Source organism: Thauera sp. SWB20, assembly GCF_000831325.1.
Taxonomy (GTDB): domain Bacteria; phylum Pseudomonadota; class Gammaproteobacteria; order Burkholderiales; family Rhodocyclaceae; genus Thauera; species Thauera aminoaromatica.
The window spans coordinates 1-25,788 of record NZ_JTDM01000009.1 but is presented as its reverse complement, the minus strand read 5'-3'; the positions used below and the strand labels follow the sequence as shown (position 1 = coordinate 25,788).

Annotated in this window: 12 protein-coding genes; 10 read left to right on the top strand and 2 right to left on the bottom strand. The window is 68.0% G+C overall.

Annotated elements, in window-relative coordinates; translation table 11 throughout:
- Positions 1–17: 17 nt before the first annotated feature.
- The 8 genes from PO78_RS01185 to PO78_RS22060 all read left to right on the top strand — a co-directional run bounded on the left by PO78_RS01185 (position 18) and on the right by PO78_RS22060 (position 10,904).
- Positions 18–1,214, top strand: a complete 1,197-nt coding sequence (locus PO78_RS01185; RefSeq protein WP_043741565.1) for an acetyl-CoA C-acyltransferase — start codon at positions 18–20, stop codon at positions 1,212–1,214.
- Between the two features lie 26 nt (positions 1,215–1,240).
- Positions 1,241–3,037 (top strand): acyl-CoA dehydrogenase, encoded by a 1,797-nt coding sequence (locus PO78_RS01180; RefSeq protein WP_043741563.1) that lies wholly within the window; start codon positions 1,241–1,243, stop codon positions 3,035–3,037.
- A 263-nt stretch (positions 3,038–3,300) separates the two neighbouring features.
- Positions 3,301–5,271, top strand: coding sequence for a DUF1302 domain-containing protein (locus PO78_RS01175; RefSeq protein WP_197068716.1), 1,971 nt, complete (start codon positions 3,301–3,303; stop codon positions 5,269–5,271).
- Between the two features lie 220 nt (positions 5,272–5,491).
- A complete protein-coding gene (locus PO78_RS01170) occupies positions 5,492–6,241 on the top strand; it encodes an electron transfer flavoprotein subunit beta/FixA family protein (protein ID WP_043741560.1) in 750 nt (249 codons plus the stop codon).
- A gap of 2 nt (positions 6,242–6,243) precedes the next feature.
- Positions 6,244–7,179, top strand: a complete 936-nt coding sequence (locus tag PO78_RS01165) for an electron transfer flavoprotein subunit alpha/FixB family protein (RefSeq protein WP_043741557.1) — start codon at positions 6,244–6,246, stop codon at positions 7,177–7,179.
- Between the two features lie 172 nt (positions 7,180–7,351).
- Complete coding sequence (locus tag PO78_RS01160; RefSeq protein WP_043741552.1) at positions 7,352–8,986, top strand: electron transfer flavoprotein-ubiquinone oxidoreductase; 1,635 nt, start codon at positions 7,352–7,354, stop codon at positions 8,984–8,986.
- Positions 8,987–9,053: 67 nt separating this feature from the next.
- Positions 9,054–10,382, top strand: a complete 1,329-nt coding sequence (locus PO78_RS01155; RefSeq protein ID WP_043741549.1) for an NAD(P)/FAD-dependent oxidoreductase — start codon at positions 9,054–9,056, stop codon at positions 10,380–10,382.
- Between the two features lie 165 nt (positions 10,383–10,547).
- On the top strand, positions 10,548–10,904 hold the full coding sequence (locus PO78_RS22060) for a hypothetical protein (protein ID WP_082047670.1): 357 nt from the start codon (positions 10,548–10,550) through the stop codon (positions 10,902–10,904).
- A 413-nt stretch (positions 10,905–11,317) separates the two neighbouring features.
- On the opposite strand, the gene PO78_RS01150 is transcribed toward PO78_RS22060, so the two are convergent.
- On the bottom strand, positions 11,318–12,505 hold the full coding sequence (locus PO78_RS01150; RefSeq protein ID WP_043741546.1) for an ATP-binding protein: 1,188 nt from the start codon (positions 12,503–12,505) through the stop codon (positions 11,318–11,320).
- 376 nt (positions 12,506–12,881) lie between these two features.
- Between PO78_RS01150 and PO78_RS01145 the strand changes: the two genes are divergently transcribed.
- Positions 12,882–18,935, top strand: coding sequence for an excinuclease ABC subunit UvrA (locus tag PO78_RS01145; protein ID WP_043741543.1), 6,054 nt, complete (start codon positions 12,882–12,884; stop codon positions 18,933–18,935).
- 68 nt (positions 18,936–19,003) lie between these two features.
- Complete coding sequence (locus PO78_RS01140) at positions 19,004–19,684, top strand: cytochrome b/b6 domain-containing protein (RefSeq protein ID WP_043741540.1); 681 nt, start codon at positions 19,004–19,006, stop codon at positions 19,682–19,684.
- 51 nt (positions 19,685–19,735) lie between these two features.
- Here the strand turns inward: PO78_RS01140 and PO78_RS01135 are convergent, their stop codons facing one another.
- Positions 19,736–25,372: a CHAT domain-containing protein gene (locus tag PO78_RS01135; protein ID WP_012584245.1), complete on the bottom strand. Its 5,637-nt coding sequence runs from the start codon at positions 25,370–25,372 to the stop codon at positions 19,736–19,738.
- Positions 25,373–25,788 lie beyond the last annotated feature (416 nt).

Here is a 25,788-nt window from a genome sequence, read left to right as displayed (position 1 = left end):
CCCAGGAGAACACCATAATGAGCAAACAGATTCAGGAAGCCTACATCGTCGCCGCGACCCGCCTGCCGGTGGGCAAGCGCAACGGCATGTTCAGGAATGCGCGGCCGGACGACATGCTGGCCCACGCCATCCGCGCCGTGGTCGCGCAGGCACCGGGCGTCGACCCGGCCCGCATCGGCGACGTCATCGTCGGCTGCGCCATCCCCGAAGCCGAGCAGGGCATGAACGTGGCCCGCATCGGCGCGCTGCTGGCCGGTCTGCCCAATACCGTCCCGGGCATCACCATCAACCGCTTCTGCTCCTCCGGCCTGCAGGCCGTGGCCGACGCCGCCAATCAGATCCGTCTGGGCCTGGCCGACGTGATGATCGCCGCCGGTACGGAGTCGATGACCGCGATGTCCAACATCATGGGCAACAAGGTGGCGGCCAACCCCGCCTGGTTCTCCGATGAAAACATCGGCATTGCCTACGGCATGGGCCTGACCGCCGAGAAGGTGGCGCAGCAGTGGGGCATCGGTCGCGAGGCGCAGGATGTCTTTGCCGAAGCATCCCACCGCAAGGCCTGCGCCGCGATCGCTGCCGGCCATTTCAGGGCCGAGACCTCGCCCTTCACCGTGCGCGACTACAAGCCCGATCTGGCAAGCGGCGAAATCCGCCAGCGCGAGCGCACGCCGACCGACGACGAGGGCGCACGCCCGGACATCTCCGTCGAGAAGCTCGCCAGGCTGCGCCCGGTCTTCCATGCCAAGGGCTCGGTCACCGCGGGCAACGCCTCGCAGATGTCCGATGGCGCCGGCGCTGTGATGCTGGTCTCGGAGAAGGTCCTGAAGGAACACAACCTGACCCCGCTCGCCCGCTTTGCCGGCTTTGCCGTCGGCGGGGTGGCGCCGGAGATCATGGGCGTCGGTCCGATCGTCGCGATCCCCAAGGTGCTGCAGCAAGCCGGCATCCGCAAGGAAGACCTGGACTGGATCGAGCTGAACGAAGCCTTCGCAGCGCAGGCGCTGGCCGTGATCAAGGAGCTCGACCTCGACCCGTCGAAGATCAACCCGCTGGGCGGCGCTATCGCGCTCGGCCACCCGCTCGGTGCCACCGGCGCCATCCGCACGGCGACGCTGCTGCACGGCATGCGCCGCACCGGCGGCAAGTACGGGATGGTCAGCATGTGCATTGGCACGGGCATGGGTGCCGCCGGCATCTTCGAAAGCATCTGAACGAACAGATCGAAAGAGAGAACACCATGAGTGATTACATCGCCCCCGTGAAGGACATGCGCTTCGTGATGGACGAGATCGTCGGTCTCGACGCCATCGCCGCGCTTCCCGGCTACGAAGAAGCCACGCCCGACATGGCGGACGCCATCCTCGAGGAGGCGGCCAAGTTCGCCAGCGGCGTGCTGGCCCCGCTCAACTGGATCGGCGACACGCAGGGCTGCAAGCTCGGGCCTGACGGCGTCGTCACCGCCGACGGCTGGAAGGAGGCCTACAAGGCCTTCTGCGACGCCGGCTGGAACGGCCTCGCCTCGCCGACGGCGCACGGCGGGCAGGGCCTGCCGGAAACCATCGGCATCGCGGTCAAGGAGATGGCCTCGGCCGCCAACCTGTCCTTCTCGCTCGGGCCGCTGCTGACCGCCGGCGCCGTGGCTGCGCTGCTGACCTGCGCCAGCGACGAACTCAAGGCCATCTACCTGGAGAAGATGATCTCCGGCGAATGGACCGGCACGATGAACCTGACGGAGCCGAATGCGGGTTCCGACCTGGCCCTGATCCGCAGCCGCGCCGAGCCGCAGGCAGACGGCAGCTACCGCGTCTTCGGCCAGAAGATCTTCATCACCTATGGCGACCACGACATGACGGACAACATCGTCCATCTCGTCCTCGCCCGCCTGCCGGACGCCCCGGCGGGCGTGAGGGGCATCTCGCTCTTCCTGGTGCCGAAGTTCCTGGTCAATGCCGATGGTTCGCTCGGCGAGCGCAACGACGCCTACTGCGTGTCGATCGAGCACAAGCTCGGCATCCACGCCAGCCCGACCTGCGTCATGGCCTTCGGTGACAAAGGCGGCGCCGTCGGCTATCTGCTGGGTGAGGCGAATCGCGGCCTCGAGTACATGTTCATCATGATGAACGAGGCGCGCATGGGCGTCGGTCTGCAGGGGGTCGCCCTCGGCGAGCGCGCCTACCAGCAGGCGCTCGGCTATGCCCGCGAACGCAAGCAGGGGCGGGACGCCGTGACCGGCGAAGCGCTGGTCACGATCGACAAGCATCCGGACGTGCGCCGCATGCTGATGCTGATGAAGTCGCGCGTCGAAGCCTGCCGCGCGGTCACCTACTTCACCGCCGGGCTGCTCGACCGTGCGCACGCCGGCACCGATCCCGAGCAGAAGAAGCGCGACCTGTTCCTGGCCGAACTGCTGATTCCCGTGGTCAAGGGTGGCGGCACGGAGATGGCGGTCGAGGTGACTTCGCTCGGCATCCAGGTGCACGGCGGCATGGGCTTCATCGAGGAGACCGGCGCCGCGCAGCACTGGCGCGATTCGCGCATCACGACGATCTACGAAGGCACCACCGGCATCCAGGCCAACGACCTGATCTTCCGCAAGCTGATGCGCGACCAGGGCGCCACCGCCCAGGCCGTCCTCTCCGAGGTGCAGGGCACGGCCGACGCGCTGCTGGCTTCCGACCGGCCCGAACTGCGTGCCATCGGCGCGCAACTGCTGGGCGCGAAACAGGCCTGGTCCGACGCCACGGAGTGGGTACTGGGCACTGTCAGGTCGGACGTTGCGGCCGTGCTGACCGCGGCCCTGCCGTACCTCAACCTAGCCGTCCTCGTCTGCGGCGGCTGGATGATGGGCAGGGCGGCCTTGGCCGCCGCCGGCTACCTGGACAGCGAAGCCGGCGACCAGCGGTTCTATCGCAGCAAGATCGCCACCGCCGGCTTCTACGCTGACCAACTGCTGGCGCAGGCCGAGGCCTGGAGCAAGGTGGCGATGGCCGGCGACGCGGCGATCCGGGGCTTTGGCGACGTGCTGTTCGAATGAGACAGAGCCCGTCCGCGAGGTAACAGGCCGGTTTCGACCAGCGGAGCTCCCTCTCTCCCTCTGTTGGCGATTTGCCCATCCGGCACATGTGCCGGATGGGGTCTTTTCCTGCGCGGCTGATCCCGGAAAACCCATCCCCATCCCTATTCCCATTCCCATGCCCCTGCACGGGGGCGCTCGAGCGGTCGAATCGACGCTCGCATTGCAAGAAAACCTCAAAACAACACCGCCCATTCAGGCGATATCGACCAAAGGAGCAAGACGTGAAGGAAACGTTCATCGACAAGGCCCCCGATCGAGCCAGGTGCCATGGCTGTACCCCTGCTGATCGAGACCCTGCAGCGCAGGCAATCCGTGCCGTTGCGCAAGGGGCGGCGCGGGCGAGCACGACGACTGCAAGCGGCGTTCGCGGCCAGTGGCGCGCGTCGTCGATTCGCATCCTGGGGACTGCCGTGCTTGCACATACGTGCCTCATGGGCGCGGTACAGGCGGCTGAGCTGACCGCCGGAGGGCCCGGCGTCGCGAAGCCGAAGGAATTCCAGTTCGGCGAGGTGACGGTCCGCACCAAGGGGACGATGACCTACGGCACCATCATCCGCGCGGATGACCGTAATCCCGAGCTGGTTCCGTACGGCAACGGCGTAGCAGTGGGCGTCAACGGTACGGCGAGGGGCGGCACCAACAATGACGACGGCGAACTGAATTACGGGCGTGGCGACCATACCTCGACCGTGCTCAAGGCCGTGCTCGATGCCGACCTGAAGTACCGGAACCTGGGGATGTTCGTGCGCGTCAAGGCCTGGCACGACTTCGACCTTGAAGATGACAGCGTCCCGCACGGCAATGCGGCCAACGGCTACGCGCCCGACAAGAACCTTAGCGACAAGGGCTTTAGTCGCCTCGGACGTTTCTCGGGGGCCGACCTGAGGGCCAACGTCTACGGCAACTTCGACCTGGACGGCAAATCCCTGCTCACCCGCATCGGCTATCAGACCATCGACTGGGGCTCCCCAGGTACGATTCTGGGCGGTCTGGAGCAGATCAACCCGATCGACAATCCCGCGCGCCTGCGCGCCGGCGCGGTTCCCGAGGAGACCCGGATTCCGATTCCGGCGGTCTTCGCCAGGCTGGGCCTGAACAAGAACACCAATGTCGAGGCGTTCTACCAGTTCGGCTTCCGCCCCAGCGAACTGGCGGGCTGCGGCACCTTCGGTGCATTCGTCGACTACGCGACTGCGGGCTGCAACCAGGTCTTCGTCGCGCCTGTGACGGTCAGCGATGCACAAGCCGAGGAGCTTGGGCTGGTCGTCAAGCGCGGGGCGGACGGGGATCCTTCGGACGGCGGCCAATATGGCGTCGGCGTGACTTATCTTGCCGAGAACCTGGGGCAGTTCGGCGCCTATTTCGCCAACTATCACAGCCGCCGGCTCGCGGTCAGCGTGCTCAAGTCGTCAGGGACCGCCCCGCTCATTCCGGGCGACCCCAACGGCGAGAATGTGCAGTACTTCGTTGAATATCCGGAAGACGTGAAGGTCTGGGGGCTGAACTTCAAGACGCGCCTGCCTGACCAGACCCGGGTCTTCGCTGAATATACCTACCGCCCCAACCAGACCATCCAGTTGGCGACCGCAGATTTGCTCTCGGCATTCGTGTCGAACACCGCCCCGAGCCTGCTCCGGGCCGATGCGACGGCGACGCCGGCGGGCGGTGTCTACCACGGCTACGACCGCCTCAAGATGAGCCAATTCAGCGCCGGTGCGTCCAGGCCGTTCGGCAAGGTGCTGGGCGGCGACTTCACCCTGGCGGGCGAAGTCGGCGTGAAGTACATCCACGACCTGCCGGACGTGAGCGAGCGGCGCTACGTTCGCTCCGATCTCTACGGGCAAGGTCCGGTCAACGGCGTGTGCTTGCCTGGAGCGTCGGCTGCGCAGTGCAGCAACGACGGCTACGCCTCGGCGCTGTCCTGGGGCTACCGCCTGAGGGCGTCTTCCGTATATGGCAATGTCTTCGATGGCGTGGATCTCAAGCCGTCCATCACCTTTGGCCATGACGTGAAGGGCTGGTCCTACGACTCGCTCTTCATCGAGGGACGGCGTCTGGCGATCGTTGCGTTGCAGGCGGACGTGAAGAAACGGTTCTTCGTCGAGGCCTCCTGGACGCCGATCTGGGGCGGTCGATACAACTTCGCGAAGGACCGGGATTTCTTCGCCCTCGCCGTCGGCGCGACCTTCTGAAGACAGGGACAGCCGGCAGCTCGCTCAACCCCTTCCGATTGCAAGCCGCACAGCTTGGGAAGGGGGCGGCTGCCGGGTCCGATACAGCCGGTGCCGGCAGATCTGGAAATGACAAACGCGGGCCCCGGATCGAGCAACTCGACTCAGTGGGCATCGCATGCATGGCGAAACAACACGCCATAGACGCGCCAGTCGGCGCCAATAACAAGGAGGATGACTCATGAAGATTCTCGTACCCGTCAAACGCGTTGTCGATTACAACGTGAAGGTTCGCGTCAAGGCCGATGGCAGCGGCGTGGATCTGGCCAACGTCAAGATGAGCATGAACCCCTTCGACGAGATCGCGGTGGAAGAAGCGGTGCGTCTGAAGGAAGCCGGGGTGGTGACCGAAGTCGTGGCGGTGAGCTGCGGCGTGGGTGCCTGCCAGGAGACGCTGCGTGCGGCGCTGGCGATCGGTGCCGACCGCGCCGTCCTGGTCGAGACCGACGTCGAGCTGCAGCCGCTGGCCGTGGCCAAGCTGCTCAAGGCCGTGTGCGACAAGGAACAGCCGAATCTGGTGATCTGCGGCAAGCAGGCCATCGACGACGATGCCAACCAGACCGGCCAGATGCTGGCTGCGCTGGCGGGCTGGGCGCAGGCGACCTTTGCTTCGAAGATCACCCTTGCCGATGGCAAGGCCGCGGTGGCGCGTGAAATCGACGGTGGCGTCGAGACCGTGTCGATCAAGCTGCCGGCGGTGGTCACCACCGACCTGCGCCTGAACGAGCCGCGCTACGCCACGCTGCCCAACATCATGAAGGCCAAGAAGAAGCCGCTCGACACCGTCAAGCCGGCCGACCTCGGCGTCGATGTCACGCCCCGCCTGACCACGCTGAAAGTGTCCGAGCCGCCCAAGCGCAGCGCCGGTGAGCGCGTGGCCGACGTGGCCCAACTGGTCGACAAACTCAAGAACGTTGCGAAGGTGATCTGAACATGGCCATTCTCGTTATTGCTGAACACGACAACCAATCGCTCAAGGCCTCGACGCTCAACACCGTGGCCGCCGCTGGCAAGCTCGGTGGCGACGTCCACGTGCTGGTGGCCGGTGCCGGCTGCGCTGGCGTGGCCGAAGCGGCCGCCAAGGTGGCCGGTGTGGCCAAGGTGCTGGTGTGCGATGCTGCCCACTACGAAGCCCAGACCGCCGAGAACGTTGCCGAACTGGTGAAGGGCCTGGCCGCCGGTTACAGCCATGTGCTCGCCCCGGCGACCCCGGCCGGCAAGAACATGCTGCCGCGCGTGGCCGCGCTGCTCGACGTGGCGCAGATCAGCGAGATCGTCGCGATCGAAAACCCCGACACCTTCGTGCGCCCGATCTACGCCGGCAACGCGCTGGCCACGGTCAAGAGCGCCGATGCGATCAAGGTCATCACCGTGCGCACCACGGCGTTCGACGCCGCTGCTGCCGAGGGCAACGCCGCCCCGGTGGAAGCCGTCGCTGCGGGCGCCGATCTCGGTGTCACCGCGCTGACCGGCCGCGAGATCGTCAAGAGCGCGCGCCCCGAGCTCGGTGCCGCCAAGGTCATCGTCGCCGGCGGTCGCGGCCTGGGCAGCGGCGACGCCTACCACCAGTTGCTCGAGCCGCTCGCCGACAAGCTCGGCGCTGCGCTCGGTGCCAGCCGCGCCGCGGTCGATGCGGGCTACTGCCCCAACGACTACCAGGTCGGCCAGACCGGCAAGATCGTCGCCCCGCAGCTCTACATCGCGGTCGGCATCTCGGGCGCGATCCAGCATCTGGCGGGTATGAAGGATTCCAAGGTGATCGTGGCGATCAACAAGGATCCGGAAGCCCCGATCTTCCAGGTCGCCGACTACGGCCTCGTGGGCGATCTGTTCCAGGCGGTGCCGGAACTGACTTCCATCCTTGCCTGATCGGAGCTCGCGTTCTCGTTTCCATCGGGTTCGTTAGATCTCATCTCCCTCCCCTCTGAGACTCTCGAACCGTTCCGGCTCGGCAAAGCAGTGCTTTCCGAGCCGTTTTTTTGACTTCGCATCAGGGGTCATGATCGCCCAGGTCAGGATCCCGCCAAAGGAGTATCGAACCATGCGCGAATCAATGGAGTTCGACGTGCTGATCGTCGGCGGCGGCCCGGCCGGGCTGTCGGCTGCGATCAAGCTCAAGCAACTGGCGGCGGCAAAGGGTCAGGAGATCTCGGTGTGCCTGATCGAGAAGGCCGCCGAGATCGGCGCCCACATCCTCTCGGGCGCGGTGATGGACCCGGAGGCGCTCACCGAGCTCTTCCCCGACTGGAAGGAACAGGGCGCCCCGCTCAACACCGCGGTCACCGAGGACAAGGTGCTGTTCCTCTCCGAGACCGGCGCCCGCCAGGCCCCCAACCGCCTGCTGCCCGACTGCTTTGTGAACCACGGCAATTACATCGTGCGCCTGGGCAATCTGGTGAAGTGGCTCGGCGAACAGGCCGAGGCGCTCGGTGTGGAGGTTTACCCGGGCTTTGCCGGCGCCGAGATCCTGTTCGACGAGGCGGGCGCGGTGAAGGGCGTCGCCACCGGCGACATGGGGCTCAATCGTGATGGCACGCCGGGTCCGCACCACCAGCCCGGCATGGAGCTGCACGCCAAGTACACCCTGTTCGCCGAAGGCTGTCGCGGCCACCTCGGCAAGCAGCTCGAGGCGAAGTTCAAGCTGCGCGACGGCGCCGACCCCCAGACCTACGGCATCGGCATCAAGGAGCTGTGGGAAGTGAAAACCGAGCACCATCGCCCGGGCTTGGTGGTGCACACCGCCGGCTGGCCGATGGACAACGCCACCTACGGCGGCGGCTTCCTCTATCACCTCGAGGACAACCTGGTCGCGCTCGGCTTCGTGGTCGGGCTCAACTACGAGAACCCGCACCTGTCGCCGTTCGAGGAGATGCAGCGCTGGAAGACCCACCCCGAGATCCGCAAGTACCTCGAGGGCGGCAAGCGCCTGCAGTACGGTGCGCGCGCGATCGCCGCGGGCGGCCTGCAGAGCCTGCCCAAGCTGGTGTTCCCGGGCGGCGGGCTGATCGGCGACGACGCGGGCTTTCTCAACGCCGCGCGCATCAAGGGCAGCCACGCCGCGATCAAGTCCGGCATGCTCGCCGCCGAGGCGGCGTTCGAGGCGCTGGCTGCGGCGCGTGAGCGCGATGCGCTCGAGGCCTATCCGGCCGCCTTCCAGGCTTCCTGGCTGCATGCCGAGCTGCACAAGACGCGCAACTTCAAGCCCTACATGAAGAAGGGGCTGTATCTGGGTTCGCTGCTGTTCGGCATCGACCAGGTGCTGTTCAAGGGCAAGGTGCCGTGGACGCTGCACAACACGTCCGACCACGACCAGCTCAAGCCCGCGGCCGAGTGCGCCAAGATTGCCTATCCCAAGCCCGATGGCGTGCTCACCTTCGATCGCCTGTCCTCGGTGTTCCTGTCCAACACCAACCACGAGGAAGAGCAGCCCTGCCATCTGCAGCTCAAAGACGCTTCGGTGCCGATCGCGATCAACCTGGCGAAATACGACGCCCCCGAGCAGCGCTACTGCCCGGCCGGGGTGTACGAGATCGTGCAAGAGGCGGCCGGACCGCGCCTGCAGATCAACGCCCAGAACTGCGTGCACTGCAAGACCTGCGACATCAAGGATCCGACCCAGAACATCAACTGGGTGGTGCCGCAGGGCGGCGAGGGGCCGATCTATCAGGGCATGTGAGCGCCGGGGCACCGCACAGCCAGCGCCCCCTCACTGCGCCTGCTCCCGACCACAGGATGATGAACCGATGAATCAGAGCAAGACCAGCGCCCCTCACCGCATCGTCATCGTCGGCGGTGGCGCCGGCGGTCTCGAGCTTGCCACCCGCCTGGGCGATACGCTCGGGCGCCAGGGCAAGGCCGAGATCACGCTGATCGAGCGCAAGCAAAGCTACGTCTGGAAGCCCAAGCTGCACGAGATCGCAGCCGGCAGCATGGATATCGGCGACCACGAGGTCGGCTATCTCGCCCATGCTCATCGGCACGGTTTCCGCTTCCGCATCGGCGAGATGACCGGCATCGACCGCATCCGGCGCGAGGTCCAGGTAGCGCCGTTCGCCGACCGCAAGGGGCGCGAAGTCACCCCGGCACGCTCGTTCCCATACGACACCCTGGTCATCGCGGTGGGCAGCCAGAGCAACGACTTCGGCACCCCCGGGGTGCGCGAATATGCGCTCAAGCTCGAGACCGCGGCCGACGCGCGCCGCTTCCACACGCGCATGGTGCATGCCTGTGCGCGCGCACAGGCGCAGCAGGCGCCGCTGCGCCCGGAACAGCTCAAGGTCGCGATCATCGGCGCCGGCGCGACCGGCGTCGAGCTGTCGGCCGAGCTGCACCACACCATGCGCCAGGTCATGGCCTACGGACTCGACCGGGTCGACGCGAAGCGTGACATCAAGGTGGTGCTGATCGAAGCCGGGCCGCGCGTGCTGCCCGCCCTGCCCGAGCGCCTGTCGCGCGCCACCGGGCGCCTGCTGCGCAAGCTCGGCGTCGACGTGCATACCGGCGCCAAGGTCGCGGAGGTGCTCGCCGACGGCGTGCGCCTGGCCGACGGCTCGATGCTGCCGGCAGAGCTGACCGTGTGGGCAGCCGGCGTCAAGGCCGCCGAATTCCTCACCCGCCTCGACGGCCTGGAAACCAATCGCCTCAACCAGTTGCTGGTACGCCAGACCCTGCAGACCACGCTCGATGCCGACATCTTCGCCATGGGCGACTGCGCCGCCTGCCCGTGGCCGGAGAAGAACGGCTTCGTCCCGCCGCGCGCCCAGGCCGCGCACCAGCAGGCCTCGCACCTGTTCAAGCAGATCCGCAGCCGCCTCGACGGCAAGCCGCTGCAGGACTACCACTACCGCGACCTCGGCTCGCTCGTCTCGCTCGGCAAGTTCAGCACCGTCGGCAACATGATGGGCGGCCTGGTGCGCGGCGACCTGTTCATCGAGGGCTGGTACGCCAAGCTGATGTACACCTCGCTCTACAAGATGCACGAGTTGGCGCTACACGGCTGGGCCAAGGTCATCCTGGACACCCTGGCGCGCACGCTGACGCGGCGCACCGAGCCGCAGGTGAAGCTGCACTGAGGGGCATCCGAACCAGGCGATCCATCCACCTGGCGCTAGGTGCCGGAACTCCCTTTTGCCCGCGCTCGTTTCCGAGTGTTGCCGAATTGCCGTATTGAATCCGACTCCCGTATAAACCGGCCACGGATCGCGAAAGGCTCCCCGCCTGCCCGAACCCGACCCGACATGACCTTTCTTCTGGCCACCTCTATCTTCTCGAAAAGGATCGCCCGCGCGCTGGCGAGAGTGTTGGTTGGGCTGCTGATGCTCTCGCATGCCCTGTTCGCGTTCTCGAGCGCAACATCCCTGTCGCACGCACCCTTGCGTGCGACTACACACGCGCATACTGGGGCGGCCACGGATCAAAACGATCATGGTCATAGCCATGATGACTTCGAGGACGAGGGCAGCCCACACCAACACGGTCACAACCCGGCTGATCACAGCCACGACAAGCCGAACGTGCCACCCACGCACGCGATGGGCGTTCCGCCGCTGTCCAATCAGCCTAAATCCGGCAGTTACCCCACCCCGTTTGCATGATCAGGCAGCAAACGAAGTGGGGTAACTGCCGGATTTAGGTTCACAGCTCCGCAACGCTGCCTTTCGGGGTGACAGCTTGACTCGGAAAACTGTCTTCGGGCCATTCAGGTGCTGGACGTCTCTTCTGGGTCGGTTCGAGACCCCCACGAACAGTTCGCGGACCCGCGCACGGAGGTCTCAGTCCGGCCCGTTGCGGACCGCCGCCATTCCTGCTGAACAGCCACTCGGAGGGCCGGAGCACTCAGAGCGCTGTCGGGTTGAGCAATTCATGCTCGTTGAACCAGGAGTGGGTGCCATCATTCAACGCGAATCCCCCGAGGATAGGCGGATGCATTCTGCAACTTGACCAGACTTCCCCCCAAGTCAGCACTGGCTCCTGCCGAGAGCGTGTGCATCGAAAGCAGCAAGTGCGATCATCGCCAGTCGTCCCCCGGCATGATCCGCTTCATGAACTCATTGAACATCGGCACCGTGAAGGCCGTGTCGCCGTGATTGGGGCTCCAGATCATGCCCTTGGTGATCAGGGAGCTGCGTGTCGGAGCCAGTGAAGACACGGGCGCGCTGAAGCAGTTGGCGATGTCGCCCGATCTGTGGGGGCCCTCGCCCAACTCGGCCATTGCGCGGAGATACCGCTTCTCTTTTGGGGTGAGGCGGTCGAAGCGCACGCGGAAGAAGCTCTCGTCGAGCGCCGCCACGGCGGTGACGGACGCTGCATTGACGGCGTCGATATCGATCGGCGATGCGTGCGCTGCCTGCCAGGTGTGACTACCCCACTGCTGCAGGAAGTAAGCGTAGCCCTGAGTGACCTGCAGGATCTGGCTCACGGCTCGTTCGGTGATCGCCACGCCCTCGTTCTCGATGGGCTTCTCGATTGCAAGGCGGGCCGCGGCGGGTGGCAGCGGTCCGATCATGGGGAAATCGAACAGGCGTTCGGCATACGACTTGGCGTTCCCCATCTGCCCGCGCAGTTGTGGCAGACCAGCACCGACCAGCACGACGGGCAACTGCCGCTGCTCGGTCCGATGCATCGCCGTGATGAGGGCTGCCAGTTGCGCCTCCTCCACGTACTGCAGCTCGTCGACGAAGATCGCCAAGGCCGTGCTGGCCGATCTGGCCGCCAGGCCAACTTGCTCGAACAGTGCTTGCAGGTCGTGCTCAAGGTCGCCGTTGTCGGCCAGGCCCGGCTCGGGCTCGTAGTCGATCCCTACCTCGATGTCGCCGAAAGTGACCTTGAGCTTGCCGACGAAGCCCGCCAGCGCGCGCAGACCGCGGACGGCGTAGTCCTTCGCGGCCGCGATCTGGCTCAGGCGCAGCAGGGCCTGACGCAACTGCGGTGCAAGCAGGGCAGGCAGCGAACGCCCCTCGGGCGCCTCGATGCGGACCGTGTGGATTCCGGCCGCCTCGGCATCCATCCTGATGCGGTCCAGCAAGACCGTCTTGCCGACACCGCGCAGGCCAACCAGCATGGCGCTCTTCGCCGGGCGACCGATCCTCGCGCGCTCGAGCGCGATGCGCAAGGACTCGCGCAGGTCGTCGCGGCCGGCAAGTTCGGGGGGCGGAGTGCCCGCACCGGGGGAGAAGGGATTGCGGATAGGGTCCATGCGGTGCAGTTTATATAAAGATTTGAAAAGTTACAACGCACGTATAACTTAACAAAGTTTCCTATAGATGGTCGCTGAATTTGGTCGCATGTGCGCTTTGGAGTGTCTGCTGGCCCGATGGTGCACTGTGCGTGAAGAGGTCCGTAGGGATGGCCGCCGTGACGGACCATATCCTCATTTCCGTCGTTGCAGCGCAGCACCTTGAGCGGGCTGCTGCGGACTGGCTGGCGTCCCGGCGCGCACTTGGCCGAGCACGACGCTGCCGCCTGACTGGTTCGTCCTGGCACCCCGCGCGGGAACCTTTCCCCCCGCGTCATGAGTCCGAGACGCACCCCCGCCCACTAAAATGGCGGCTCACGTCTCCGCCTCCCGCCCCATGTCCGTTTCCGCCACCCGCTACACCCCGATCGACGCCCCCGCCTCGATCGCCGACGCCATCCGCATCCGCGGTGCGCGCCAGAACAACCTGCGCAACCTGTCGCTCGACCTGCCGCTGAACCGCCTGACGGTGGTGACCGGGGTGTCGGGCTCGGGCAAGTCCTCGCTGGTGTTCGACACGCTGTATGCCGAGGGCCAGCGGCGCTATGTCGAGACCTTCTCGCCCTACGCGCGCCAGTTCCTCGACCGCATGGACAAGCCGCAGGTGGATCGCATCGAAGGCGTGCCGCCGGCGATCGCGATCGACCAGACCAACCCGGTGCGCACCTCGCGCTCGACGGTGGGCACGATGACCGAGCTCGCCGACCACTTCAAGCTGCTCTACGCGCGCGCCGCGCATCTGCACTGTCGTTGCTGCGGCAAGCCGGTGCGGCGGGATTCGGCGGTGAGTATCGCCGCCGACCTGCGCGCGCGCGCCGCGGCGGCGGGCGATCCGCGCCTGGTGGTGTGCTTTCCGGTGACCGTGCCGTCGAGCTTCAGCGAGGAGGAAGTGACCGGACTGCTCGCCGCGCAGGGCTACACGCGCATCCAGGAACGCCTCGCGGGCGTTGGCGCGGAGGGGCAGGACGTGCTGCAGGTGGTGCAGGACCGCTTCCGCGCGTCGAATGCCGAGGATTCACGCCTGGCGGAGGCGCTGGAGGCGGCGCTGCAGCGCGGACACGGGCGGCTTGCCGTCTACGCCTCGGGCGAGGGGGTGAGGGCGGAGAAGTCGGCGGGGACGCCGGGCGAGGCGGTGTGGCGCTATTCGTCCGGCCTGCATTGCGCCGACTGCGACATCCACTATTCGGAGGCCACGCCCGGCCTGTTCTCGTTCAACTCGCCGATCGGCGCCTGCGAGACCTGTCGCGGCTTCGGACGGGTGATCGGGGTGGATTTCGGCCTGGTGGTGCCGGACGAATCGAAGACGCTGGCCGAGGGCGCGATCAAGCCCTGGCAGACCGAGAGCTATCGCGAGTGCCAGCAGGACCTCGAGAAGATGGCGAAGAAGTACGGCGTGGCGATGGACATCCCGGTGCGGGATCTGCCGCCGGAGCATCGCCAGTGGCTGTTCGAGGGCGACCCGAAATGGAAGAACTGGGACAGCTCGTGGCCGCGTTACTGGTACGGCGTGCGGCATTTCTTCGACTGGCTGGAGACCAAGGCTTACAAGATGCACATCCGCGTGCTGCTGTCGCGCTACCGCAGCTACACGGAATGCCCGGCGTGCCATGGGGCGCGGTTGAAACCCGACGCCTTGTTGTGGCGCTTGCCGACCCGCGCTCAGGCTTCATGTAGGAGCGGCGCAAGCCGCGATCACCACGTTTCATCGAGCGTTGGCGCCGCCGAACCCCCGATCGCGGCTTGCGCCGCTCCTACGGGGAGTGCGCCGACCGCCGGCGAGTCACCGACCGCCGGGGGGGTGGTCACCGTCGGCGGGGCGAACGCGGCAGCCGGCGTATCGACCGTCGGGACTGCGCCCGCTGTCGGCGAGGCAGCCGCGGCGGCGGGGATTGCGATCGCGGGGGTGCAGGGCCTCGCCATCCACGAGCTGATGGCGCTGCCGGTCGACCGCATCCGCGACGCCATCGCCGCGCTCGCGCTGCCCGGCGTGGCGGACGAGGCCACCGAGCTGGTGCTCGGCGAGATCCGCAGCCGACTCACCTACCTGGCCGACGTCGGCCTCGGCTACCTGACGCTGGACCGCCAGTCGCGCACGCTGTCGGGCGGCGAGGTGCAGCGCATCAACCTGACCACCGCGCTCGGCACCTCGCTGGTGAATACCCTGTTCGTGCTCGACGAGCCCTCGATCGGCCTGCATCCGCGCGACATCGGCCGCATCCTCGGGGTGATGACGCGGCTGCGCGACGCCGGCAACACGCTGGTGGTGGTCGAGCACGACCCGCAGGTGATGGTCGCCGCCGACGAGCTGCTCGAGATCGGCCCCGGCCCGGGCGAGCGCGGCGGCGACATCGTCGCGCGCGGCACGCCGGCCGAGATCGCGGCGAATCCCGATTCTGTGACCGGCCCCTGGCTGGCGGGCACGAAGCGCATCGACGTCGACCGTCCGCCGCGCCCGGTGGACGCCGCCACACCGCGGCTGAAGCTGGTCGGCGCGCGCCAGCACAACCTGCGCGATCTCACGGTCGGTTTCCCGCTGCGGCGCCTGACCTGCCTGACCGGCGTGTCCGGCTCGGGAAAATCGACGCTGATCCAGGACGTGCTGTTCCCGGCGCTGGCCAAGCATTTCGGGGAAGCGGCGGAATCGCCGGGGGTCTTCGATCGTCTCGAGAATGTGGATAACTTGCGCGGCGTGGTCATGGTGGACCAGTCGCCGATCGGCAAGAGCTCGCGCTCCAACCCGGTGAGCTACGTCGGCGCCTGGGACCCGATCCGTGCCCTCTTCGCCGCCCTGCCGGAGGCGAAGCAGCGCGGCTATACCCCCGGCACCTTCAGCTTCAACGCCGGCCACGGCCGCTGCCCGACCTGCACCGGCTCGGGCTTCGAGCACGTCGAGATGCAATTCCTGTCCGACGTGTGGCTGCGCTGCCCGGACTGCGACGGCAAGCGTTATCGGCCAGAAGTGCTTGAATTGCAATGGAACGGGCTGTCGGTGGCCGACGTGCTGGAGCTCACCGTGCATGAGGCGCTGGATGTGTTCCGCGAGCATCCCAAGGTGCTCGCCGCGCTCGCGCCGCTCGCCGACGTCGGCCTGGATTACCTGCGCCTCGGCCAGCCCGTGCCGACGCTGTCGGGTGGCGAGGCGCAGCGCCTCAAGCTCGCCGGCCACCTCGCCGAGGCCGCGCAGAAGAAGCCTGTACGCAAAGCCAGTGTTGTGGATAAGTTTGGGGACAAGGCTGGGGACAAGACCGAACCCGGCCTGCTCTTCCTCTTCGACGAGCCCACCACCGGCCTGCACTTCGAGGACGTCGCCAAGCTGCTCGGCGCCTTCGACAAGCTGCTGCAGGCGGGCCATTCGCTGATCGTGATCGAGCACAACCTCGACGTGATCGCTGCTTCCGACTGGATCATCGACCTCGGCCCCGAGGGCGGCGAAGGCGGCGGCGCGATAGTGGTCGAAGGCCCGCCGGAGGCGGTGCGCGCGCACGCGAGCTCGCACACCGGTGCCGCGCTGCGCGACTACGCTGAGGCGCTTGCTCGCACCCGTGCAGGAAATCGGGGTCTGTCCCCTGTTTCTGCGGATGCGGAGGCCCCGGGTTCCCGTAGGAGCGGCGCAAGCCGCGATCACGGCGGTTCCGGCCGCGCCGTCGCCACGGAAAGCGCAATCGCGGCTTGCGCCGCTCCTCCGGGAGATCGGTCGCTCGTCGCCGCCGAGCCGCGGGTGGAATACCGCCCCGTCGCCGCCCCCGCCATCGAAATCCGCCACGCCCGCGAGCACAATCTCAAGAACGTCAGCCTGCAGATTCCGCGCGACCAGTTCACCGTGATCACCGGCCTGTCCGGCTCGGGCAAGTCCACGCTGGCCTTCGACATCGTCTTCGGCGAGGGCCAGCGCCGCTATCTGGAATCGCTCAACGCCTACGCCCGCCAGTTCGTGCAGCCGGCCAGCCGGCCCGACGTCGACGGCCTCTTCGGCATTCCGCCCACGGTGGCGATCGAGCAGCGCACCAGCCGCGGCGGGCGCAAGAGCACGGTGGCGACGCTGACCGAGATCCACCCCTTCCTGCGCCTGATGTACGTGAAGCTGGGCACGCAGTTCTGCCCCGACTGCAACGTGCCGGTGACGCCGCAGAGCTTCGAGGCCATCGTCGCGCAGCTCCAGCGCGAGCTGCGCGGCGCCTCGGTCGAAGTGCTGGCGCCGCTGGTGGTCAACCGCAAGGGCCTGTACACCGATCTCGCCAAGTGGGCGCGCGGCAAGGGCCATGCGCAGCTGCGCGTCGATGGCGAATACCTGCCCACCGCCAAGTGGCCGCGATTGGACCGCTACAAGGAGCACAACATCGAGCTGCCCACCGGCATGGTGGTGGTGCAGCCCGAGAGCGAAGCCACGCTGCGCGAGTTCGTGCGCCAGGCGCTGGAGATCGGCAAGGGCGTGATCAAGGTGCTGGAGATCGGCAAGCTCGGTGCGGTGCCGATCACCTTCTCCACGCTGCGCGCCTGCCCGAGCTGCGGCACCGGCTTCCCCGAGCCGGATCCGCGCCTGTTCTCGTACAACGCCAAGCACGGCTGGTGCCCCAAGTGCTACGGCACCGGGCTGAAGACCGCGGCGCGCATCGAGGACCCGGACGCGCTCGACCTCGGCGACGCGGAAGAAGTCATCGTCAGCGACGAACCCTGCCCGGCCTGCGACGGCGCGCGCCTCAACCCGGTGGCGCGCGCGGTGCGCTTCCGCGACCTCGGCCTGCACCAGCTCGCGGCACAGCCGGTGGACCGGGCGGCCGGCTTCTTCGCCGACCTGGCATTGAACGAGCGCGAGACCGACATCGCCCGCGACCTGGTGAGCGAGATCCGCGGTCGCCTCGCCTTCCTGCAGCACGTGGGCCTCGGCTACCTGGCGCTGGACCGCGCCGCGCCCACGCTGTCGGGCGGCGAGGCGCAGCGCATCCGCCTGGCGGCGCAGCTCGGCTCCAACCTGCGCGGCGTGTGCTACATCCTCGACGAACCCACGATCGGCCTGCACCCGCGCGACAACCGCCTGCTGCTCGACACCCTCGAGGCCCTGCGCGACCGCGGCAACACCTTGCTGGTGGTGGAGCACGACGAGGACACCATCCGCCGCGCCGACCACGTCATCGACCTCGGCCCCGGCGCCGGCGTGCGCGGCGGCCGGGTGGTGGCCGAGGGCACGATCGCCGACCTGCTGGCGGCGCCCGAATCGGCCACCGGCGAATGCTTCCGCCACCCGTTGCAGCACCCGCTGCGCCCGCGCCGCGCGGTGGCGCTGGAGAACCCGGCGATCCGCATCGAGGGCGCCAACCTGCACAACCTGCGTGACATCGACGTGCGCATCCCGCTCGCCCGCCTCACGGTGGTGACCGGCGTGTCCGGCTCGGGCAAGTCCAGCCTGGCGCGCGACGTCATCCACGCCAACCTGCGCGCCCGCCTCGGCGACCCTGAGGCGACCCGCGCCCGCCGCCGCGGCCAGGCGCAGCCGGAGGCGGTCGACCAGCCCCTGGTCGGCTGCGCGGCGATGCCCGGCTGGCACCAGGTCGGCCGCGTGCTGGAGGTCGACCAGACGCCGATCGGCAAGACGCCGCGCTCCTGCCCGGCGACCTACGTCGGCTTCTGGGACGCGATCCGCAAGCTCTTCGCCGACACCTTCGACGCCCGCACGCGCGGCTGGAACGCCTCGCGCTTCTCCTTCAACACCGGCGCCGGGCGCTGCCCGGTGTGCGACGGCGCGGGCCAGACCACCGTCGAGATGAGCTTCCTGCCCGACGTCAAGACGCCGTGTGAGGCCTGCGGCGGCGCGCGCTTCAACCCCGAGACGCTGTCGGTGCGCTGGAAGGACAGGACGGTGGCCGAGGTGCTGGCGATGCCGGTGGACGAGGCGGTGGATTTCTTCTCCGCGCATCCCGCGATCGCCCACCCGCTGCAGCTGCTGCAGGACGTCGGCCTCGGCTACCTGACCCTGGGCCAGCCCAGCCCGACGCTGTCGGGCGGCGAGGCGCAGCGCATCAAGCTGGTGACCGAGCTCGCCAAGGTGCGCCGCCGCCCGGGCGATGCGGAAGACACCGGCGGCGTGCCGCTGCCCGCCGACAAGCACAGCCTGTACGTGCTCGACGAGCCCACCGTGGGCCTGCACATGGCCGACGTGGACAAGCTGATCCGGGTGCTGCACCGCCTGACGGATGCCGGCCACACCGTGCTGGTGATCGAGCACGACCTCGACGTGATGGCCGAGGCCGACTGGCTGATCGACCTCGGCCCGGAGGGCGGCGAGGGCGGTGGCCGGGTGGTGGCAGAAGGCCCGCCCGAGGTCGCGATGGCGACGCCGGAATCGCACACCGGCCGCCATCTGCGCGAGTTCCTGGCGCAGCGCAAGACGGAATGATGCAGTGCAGCGGAACCTGTGCCGGATGGCGCAGTCAGTCAGGCTGAATCTCAGGGAAGGAATACAGCATGCGCAAGGTCAGAGTCTGGGATCTGCCCACTCGTCTTTTTCACTGGCTGCTCGCCATCCTGGCGGTGGCCGCCTACGTCACCGCCCAGATCGGCGGCAGCCTCATCGAATGGCACGGCCGCGTCGGCATCGCCATCACCGGGCTGCTCGCCTTCCGCCTGGTGTGGGGGGTGATCGGCTCGACCTACGCCCGCTTCGCCGACTTCGTCCCCGGCCCGGCCCACCTGTGGGCGCACCTGCGCGGGCACTGGAGCGGGCTGGGGCACAACCCGCTCGGCGCCTTGTCGGTGCTTGCCCTGCTCGGGGTCATGCTCTATCAGGCCGTCACCGGGCTGTTTTCCAATGACGAGATCGCCTTCTCCGGTCCGCTGCGCGCGCTGGTGAGCAGCGAGACCAGCGACTGGCTGTCCGGGCTGCACCGGCAGAACTACTGGGCGATCATCGTGCTGGTGGGCCTGCACGTGTCGGCCGTGCTGTTCTACGCGCTGTTCAAGAAGGACAACCTGCTGCGGCCGATGGTCACCGGCATGAAGGAAGTCGACGAAGCCGACGCCCAGCCCGCGCAGGGCGGCGGCGCGCTGGCCTTCGCGATCGCGCTGGCGATCACCGCTGCGGTGCTCTACTTCGCCACCGGCAGCTTCATCGAGCCGCCTCCGCCTCCGCCGCCCGCCGCCTGGTGAGGGGCGACAGCGCGCACCGATGGACGGTGGTCGGTGCGCGCCAGACATGCCTCACAGCAACTTTCGCAAGGCGTCGGCCAGGGTGTTCAGGCGACCGACCAGCTCCCTCGCGCGGGCGAAATGAGCGCCTTTTCGCTGCGCTGGCAGGCGTTCCAGGAAGGTCTTGAGCGCGTCCAGCGTACCGACGACCGACTCCCGTTCGCGGCGTGAGCTGTAGGCGAGCAAGGCCTGGTACTCCTCCTGTGCCTTGCTGAAGCTCGCATCATTCGCCTGGCGATCCGCATTTTCTTCGCAGGCGGTGTCGAACAAGGCTTCGCTCAGGGCGAGGTCGAGGGGTGCGACACGATCCCAGAAGTCGCGCGCCTGGAATGCCGGGTCCTCGATCTCCTTGCGCACGGCGGCGATGCGTTGCCGTGCCGCCTTGCCCTCGTCCGGGGTGAGGGTGCCGAGCAGCTGGCGCAGCAGGTCCGCATGGAGGACGCTGAGCGCCGGGTAGTAGAGCCGCCCGCCCGCCTCGAGGGCACAGTTTTCGGCGTTGCGGTAGGCCTGTGCCATGCTCTTCAGCGCTGCATCCAGCTGGTTGTCGGCGGTGAGTTTCAGCTTGCGCTTCCAGATGCTGCCGAGCAGGCAGTGACGTTCGGCATTCGGAGCGACGGCGAGCACTCCGGTGATGAGCTGCTCGGCCTCGCCGAGCAGGGCCTTGCCCTTTGCCATGGCCTCGGGCCCGCCCGCCGCGAGCAGGCCGCTGCCCCGTCGCGCGAGCATGTTTATGAGTTGCTCGGTGGCCTTCATCGAGGCGCTGCCGTCCCCGGCCCCCTGGGCTGCCCGGTAGCAGGCGATGGCGCGATCATGGTCGCCGAATTCCGCCCACAGCTGCCCGAAGGCCTCCTGGATGTCGCCATGCCCCGACCATCCGCGCCGCTCGCACAGCCTCGCGAGCGCGTCGATGCGCTCCTCGCGACGCTTGCGGTCGTCGGCGGATTCCATGGCCTGGTAGCGACTCTGCTGGGTCAGGCGCTCCAGTTCGGCGATCACCTCCCGCGGTGCGACGAAGTCGTAGCGTGCGGCATGGCGGCGGCGCTCGTGGCTGCTTGGCGGCCGCCGCAGCAGCAGGCTGGGGTCGCCGTAGCATTGGTAGGCGCCCCAGGTGTTGGTGGTGGGGAAGCGGTCGAAAGTGGCCCGGCGGGCGGCGAGCACCGCCTCGCCGAAGGTCTCGCCGGCAAGGAAGGCTTCGTAGAAGGTGCTGGCGAACAGCTTCGCCGCGTCGTCCAGTACCCGCCATCCGGCGGCGATGACGCCACGGACGCCCATCTCGATCAACTGGGTCGCGAGGTTGGCGGCGAGCATCGGATTGCCGGGCCGGTTCTCGCCGAGCATCGCGCGCTCGGCCTCGATGCGACCGAGGGAGCAGCAGTTGATGAACACGAAATCGGGTACCACCCGCATCTGCTCGATGTGCGCGGTGGTGAGCACGCTGTTCTCGCCGATCAGCATGCCGGTCGCAGTGACGGCCTCGTCGGCCGGCTTGGCGCTGTGGTCGGCATCGATCGTCGGCAGGGTTTCACGATAGATGCCATGGCCCGACAGGTGAAGGATGCGCCAGTCGCGCTGGTAGAGCGCGATCTGGATCTGCTCGGCACTGCCACCGAGCAGCGCGGGCGGCGTGTCGAAGCCGCCGTCCTTGAGCAGCTGGGCCACCTCGGCGGCTTCTTCGCGCGCACCGGCCAGCTGCGGAAAGTAGTCGCCCAGACGCCCGAGGTCCGGATCGCCCACGACCAGCGCGTGAAAGCCGTCCGCGCGCTGGATGCGCTGGCGGAAGCGGCCCGTCGAGAGTTGGCGTACGAGGCCGCTGCGCACCGACAGCGGGGCGCCGCCGCGATCGCTGCGGTCGTCTTCCATGCGATCGCGCAGCAACTCCCAGGGAATGCCGGCGACGGCCGAATCGATGATGAGCTGGGCGCGGCGGCGGTCCGGTGCCTGGTCCTTCAGCCAGTTGGGCAGAAGCAGTTCGAACAGGGTGCGGCCGACTTCCTCGTTGTCGCTTTCCGTGTCGATCAGCTGGCGGGTGAAGCGCTCGATGCTGCCGAGCGCAATGCCGTTGTAGAGCTGCTCGGTCCGCGCAAGGTCGCCATGGACATTGAACAGCAGCTGGGTGCCGCTGCCGTCGGCGATCCTGACGGCGCTGATCGCGATCCGGGTCCATGCATCTTCGCCGAGCTCGGCGTAGGCACGCTGGCGCCCGCCCTCGTTCTTCGCCAGCGTGTCCTCGATGCAGAAATGCCTGCGCAGCTCGCCGTCGAGCGTCACCGCGTCGCGTGCCGCGTTGAGCGCCTGGATCGCACGGTCCTCCAGCAGCTCGACGAAATCCAGCTGCGTCAACTCGATGCGGTCGTCGAGCTTCGCGTCGGCGAGGCGTTCGCGCGCCTTGCGATGGCCGCGCAGGATGGCGGTGACCGAATCGCGCAGGCTCAGCTCGCCGATCGCCGCACCGATCAACAGCGCACACACCGGCAACTGCAGCGGTTTGCCGGCGGTGGCGGCCTGCCGGTCGTGTGTGCGCTTGCGCTCCTCGTGCCGCGTGATCGCATAGGCGACCAGCGCGCGCGCCACGCCGTCGCACAGGCTTCCCGGCGAGAGCTCGCCGACGCGGCCGATGCCGATGACGATGGCGCCGGCGGCGAAGCGCTCCTCGGGCTGGGGTGGGAAGAGGGCATAGCTGCCCAGCGGGCCCGCATAGATGCCGGCATCCAGGCGGTTCTGCATGCGACCGTTGAGGGCGCGGTCGAGGATGTATTCCGCCTGCTCGAGATTGTTGGTGCCCTGTATGTGGCCGACCAGAACCGGTGCGTCGACGAAGATCAGGTCGCCGTGAATGACCCGGACCCGCGTCCGCATCTCCTCCTCGCGCTCGGTGCGGGGGGCGCGGAGCGTGGCGCCGGTCGCCGCGGCCAGCAGGTCGGAGCGCGTCGGGTAGTGTGAAAGCATGGCCGGGCTGACGGGGGCATATTCCCCGGGGGCTTCGACGGCGCCGCGGGCCTGGATGGGGACGGGCTTGCGCGTCAGCGCGGAGCGCCCGGTCTCGCCCTTCTCCAGCAGCTCCTGCAATGCCGGGAAGGCCGGCGTGTGCGCCGGCATGTCGCCATGCACCGCGTTCATGTAGTAGAGCCGTCCGCCTTCCCGGCACTTCGCGGGGATTCCGCTTGCCCAGGTGACGCGGCCATCGCCGTCGGCCGTCTTGAGCAGGCGGAACCGTCCGTCCTCGGCGATCTCGGCGAGGCGGGGCGTTTCCTTCGCCGTGCCGGCGACATAGATCAGGCGCTCGTCGTCGATCAGGGGATCGCCTGCGAGCAGCGTCCGCCACAGTTCTCCGGACTGGGTGAGCGCAGCCTCCGGCGGAACGGGCCAGCGTTGGCCGTCGGCGGTGCAGTAGCGCTGCCAGGTCGCGGGCAGGCGGATCTCCTCGCCGTTTTCATCGGCGGCGTTCGGCAGCAGCTCGAGCACACCGGGGAAGTGCTGGGCGATCTCGAGAAGCTCGCGCTCGGAGTTGTGCAGGTCGAGCATCGCCAGCTTGGCGAAGAACTCGTCGCGCTTGGTCAGCAGCAGCGTCACCGCGTGCGAGCCCTGGTTGGGCGTGCCGAGCATGATGACGCGCGCCTCGGGGCGCGGCTGTTCCTTCCAGCGCTTCCAGAGCCCGCGGTCCTGGGCGAAGGCGGCGCGGATCAGCACGCCGCCCATCGAATGGACGATCGCGTGCACCGGCAGCTTGCCCGCCGTGGCATCGCCCAGCGCGGTGGACAGGGTGTCGCCGAGCCCCTTGATCGAGTCGACGACGGACTTGCGCCAGTCGTAGCCATGCATGCGTACGACATAGCCGCTGCTGCGCAGCGCATTGGCCAGCGCGAGGTAGCTGCCGGCCAGCGGATCGCCCGGCTCGACCGCCGGATTGTCGATGCGCAGCGTCTTGCGGAAGCCGCCGCAGGCCAGGGCCGGCACGCTCGCCCACACTTCGCGGCCGGCGACCTGGAGTTCGGAGCCGCACAGGCCGGGTACGAGCACCACGATGCCTCGCGCGCCCTGGAGCGGGGGGTCGGCGAGCGCACGCGGTGCGAAGAGGCCGCGCGCGGTCTCGGCGGGCAGGGGCCATTCCCCTGCGTAGTCGTGGAACAGCGTGGCGGTGTCGACGGCGTCGGTCAGCGCGGCGGCGACCGCGGCTGCGCTGTCCTCGTTACCGAAGTAGCTGAAGTGATTGACGGTCGGGCCGGCGCGGAAGAACACCTTGCGTACCGGGCGGTCGGGGCCGTCCAGCATGGCGCGCGTGTCGACCACGAGGTCGTGGTCCTGCTCGAAGTAGCGGTCGATCAGGCAGAAGCGCAGCTCGGCCAGCCAGTCCTGTTCCCGGGGGGCGGCGTCGCCCGCGACGACGAACAGTTCTCCGCGTCCCGGGTTTCCGTTGAGGATGCGGACCAGCGCGGAGCCGGGCATCTGCGCCTCGAGGCCGGGCAACTGGTCGGCCCGCTTGCGGCTGCCGATGATGGCCGCCGCGGTTTCCGCCAGCATGTCCAGCCCATGGCTGGCGAGGGAGGCGAGCCCGCTCGTGATCATGCCGCGGCTGTTGCTGCGGCGCATCTCGTCGGCGATCGCGGCCAGCACCAGCAGCGAGAACCACTGGTCGAGCTTCTCCCCGGCGAGGGAGGTGCCGATGACCGGGCAGGCCACGCGCACGAAACGCTCGATCTGCAGCGCCGGGCGCGCCTCGAGTTCGCGCAGCAGCGCGAAGAGCTGTGCCTCCTGCTGCATCAGCGCCTCCGCCGCAGGCGGATTCTCCCGCTGCGCTGCAGCCAGCACCGCGGTGATGCCGGCGCGATCGACGCGAGCCGGATCCAGCGCGAGCAGTTCGCCGACCAGGCCACCACGGGAATGCGACAGGAGGCGCAGCGAACCGCTGCGTGGCAGCAGGCGCGCGAGCTTGAGCGCGTTCTCGATCGGGCTGCGGGTCAGGGTGCAGTGCTCGAGCGCGAAGATGCGCTCGCCGTAGCATGCGCGCAGGCGCGCCCACTGTTTGGGCTGGCGCAGCCACAGCTTGGAGAAGCTGCCGCGCGTGTTCGATGCCGTGCCGTGAAGCAGGATGAGGGTGCGCTCGCCATCGGGAATCGGCGTTTTCAGGGGTTCGCCCCGGATGCCGTCGTCGCCCACGAGAAACACCCCTTCGCGCGGCACCGAGCGTGTCTCGGCCAGGTCGACGATCTTGTCCAGACCCGCCTTCACCGGATCGAAGCCCATCCAGCGCAGGGCCCGGATGGTCAGTTTCCCGGCGAGCCCGCGCGTACCCGTGACCGGCGCGGCGATGCTGGACGGCAGATCCCAGGCGCCATCGTCCGCACCGCTTCCACCCCGTGCGCTGGCGCCGCCCGCCTCCTGCAGGCGCTTGCGCAGATCCGCGCCCACGGTCCAGAAACATGCGCCGCCTTCGAACTCGATCTCGACCAGGGCGTCCTCGGGAATCGCCTCGGCGACCGTGTCTTCGGCCGTGCCGCGACTGCCGGTCGCGCCGAGGCGAAAGGAACGCGCCGGCGCCACACCGGCGAACAAGGGCGAATCACCCCCGATCCAGCTCGCAAGCCGAAGCGGTTCGTCGGGCCGCACCCGACCCGGTATGCGGACGATGGTGACTTTGGGCTGATTGCTCATGGAATGGGCTCCCGCTCCGATCTTCAAGCGTTGAACAGATGCTCGTCGTCGGCCGCTGCCACGGCAGCCCGCGCGCGCAGGCCGCGGGTCGAGGCAGATTCCCGGGTGCGGCGTGTGCAGTCCCTGAAGAGAAGCACCCGCCTCGACCCATGGCGACGAATCCTGATTCACATATAGACGATGCGGGTAGCGTTGTCCGCTGTGAATCCGCGGCGTATTTGCAGCCGGCATTCGAGGATGTTCGATGGCGGGGAGCGTGGCGATGCCGCCGGCCTGCCGGCGGCGGCTCGATGCCTGCCTAGGAGTCTGCGCGGCAGAAGCCAAGCGTCGGTGAGTTAAGTCCTCGCGGGCGTTTCGGGGCCGGTAGACTGTCGAGATGACGAGCTATCTGCCCTATTGCCCGCAGCAGCAGATGC

Coding starts and splice junctions, on each gene's coding strand:
- PO78_RS01185 (WP_043741565.1), top strand. CDS start 18: ATGAGCAAACAGATTCAGGAAGCCTACATCGTCGCCGCGACCCGCCTG.
- PO78_RS01165 (WP_043741557.1), top strand. CDS start 6,244: ATGGCCATTCTCGTTATTGCTGAACACGACAACCAATCGCTCAAGGCC.
- PO78_RS01180 (WP_043741563.1), top strand. CDS start 1,241: ATGAGTGATTACATCGCCCCCGTGAAGGACATGCGCTTCGTGATGGAC.
- PO78_RS01140 (WP_043741540.1), top strand. CDS start 19,004: ATGCGCAAGGTCAGAGTCTGGGATCTGCCCACTCGTCTTTTTCACTGG.
- PO78_RS01170 (WP_043741560.1), top strand. CDS start 5,492: ATGAAGATTCTCGTACCCGTCAAACGCGTTGTCGATTACAACGTGAAG.
- PO78_RS01135 (WP_012584245.1), bottom strand. CDS start 25,372: ATGAGCAATCAGCCCAAAGTCACCATCGTCCGCATACCGGGTCGGGTG.
- PO78_RS01160 (WP_043741552.1), top strand. CDS start 7,352: ATGCGCGAATCAATGGAGTTCGACGTGCTGATCGTCGGCGGCGGCCCG.
- PO78_RS01145 (WP_043741543.1), top strand. CDS start 12,882: ATGTCCGTTTCCGCCACCCGCTACACCCCGATCGACGCCCCCGCCTCG.
- PO78_RS22060 (WP_082047670.1), top strand. CDS start 10,548: ATGACCTTTCTTCTGGCCACCTCTATCTTCTCGAAAAGGATCGCCCGC.
- PO78_RS01150 (WP_043741546.1), bottom strand. CDS start 12,505: ATGGACCCTATCCGCAATCCCTTCTCCCCCGGTGCGGGCACTCCGCCC.
- PO78_RS01155 (WP_043741549.1), top strand. CDS start 9,054: ATGAATCAGAGCAAGACCAGCGCCCCTCACCGCATCGTCATCGTCGGC.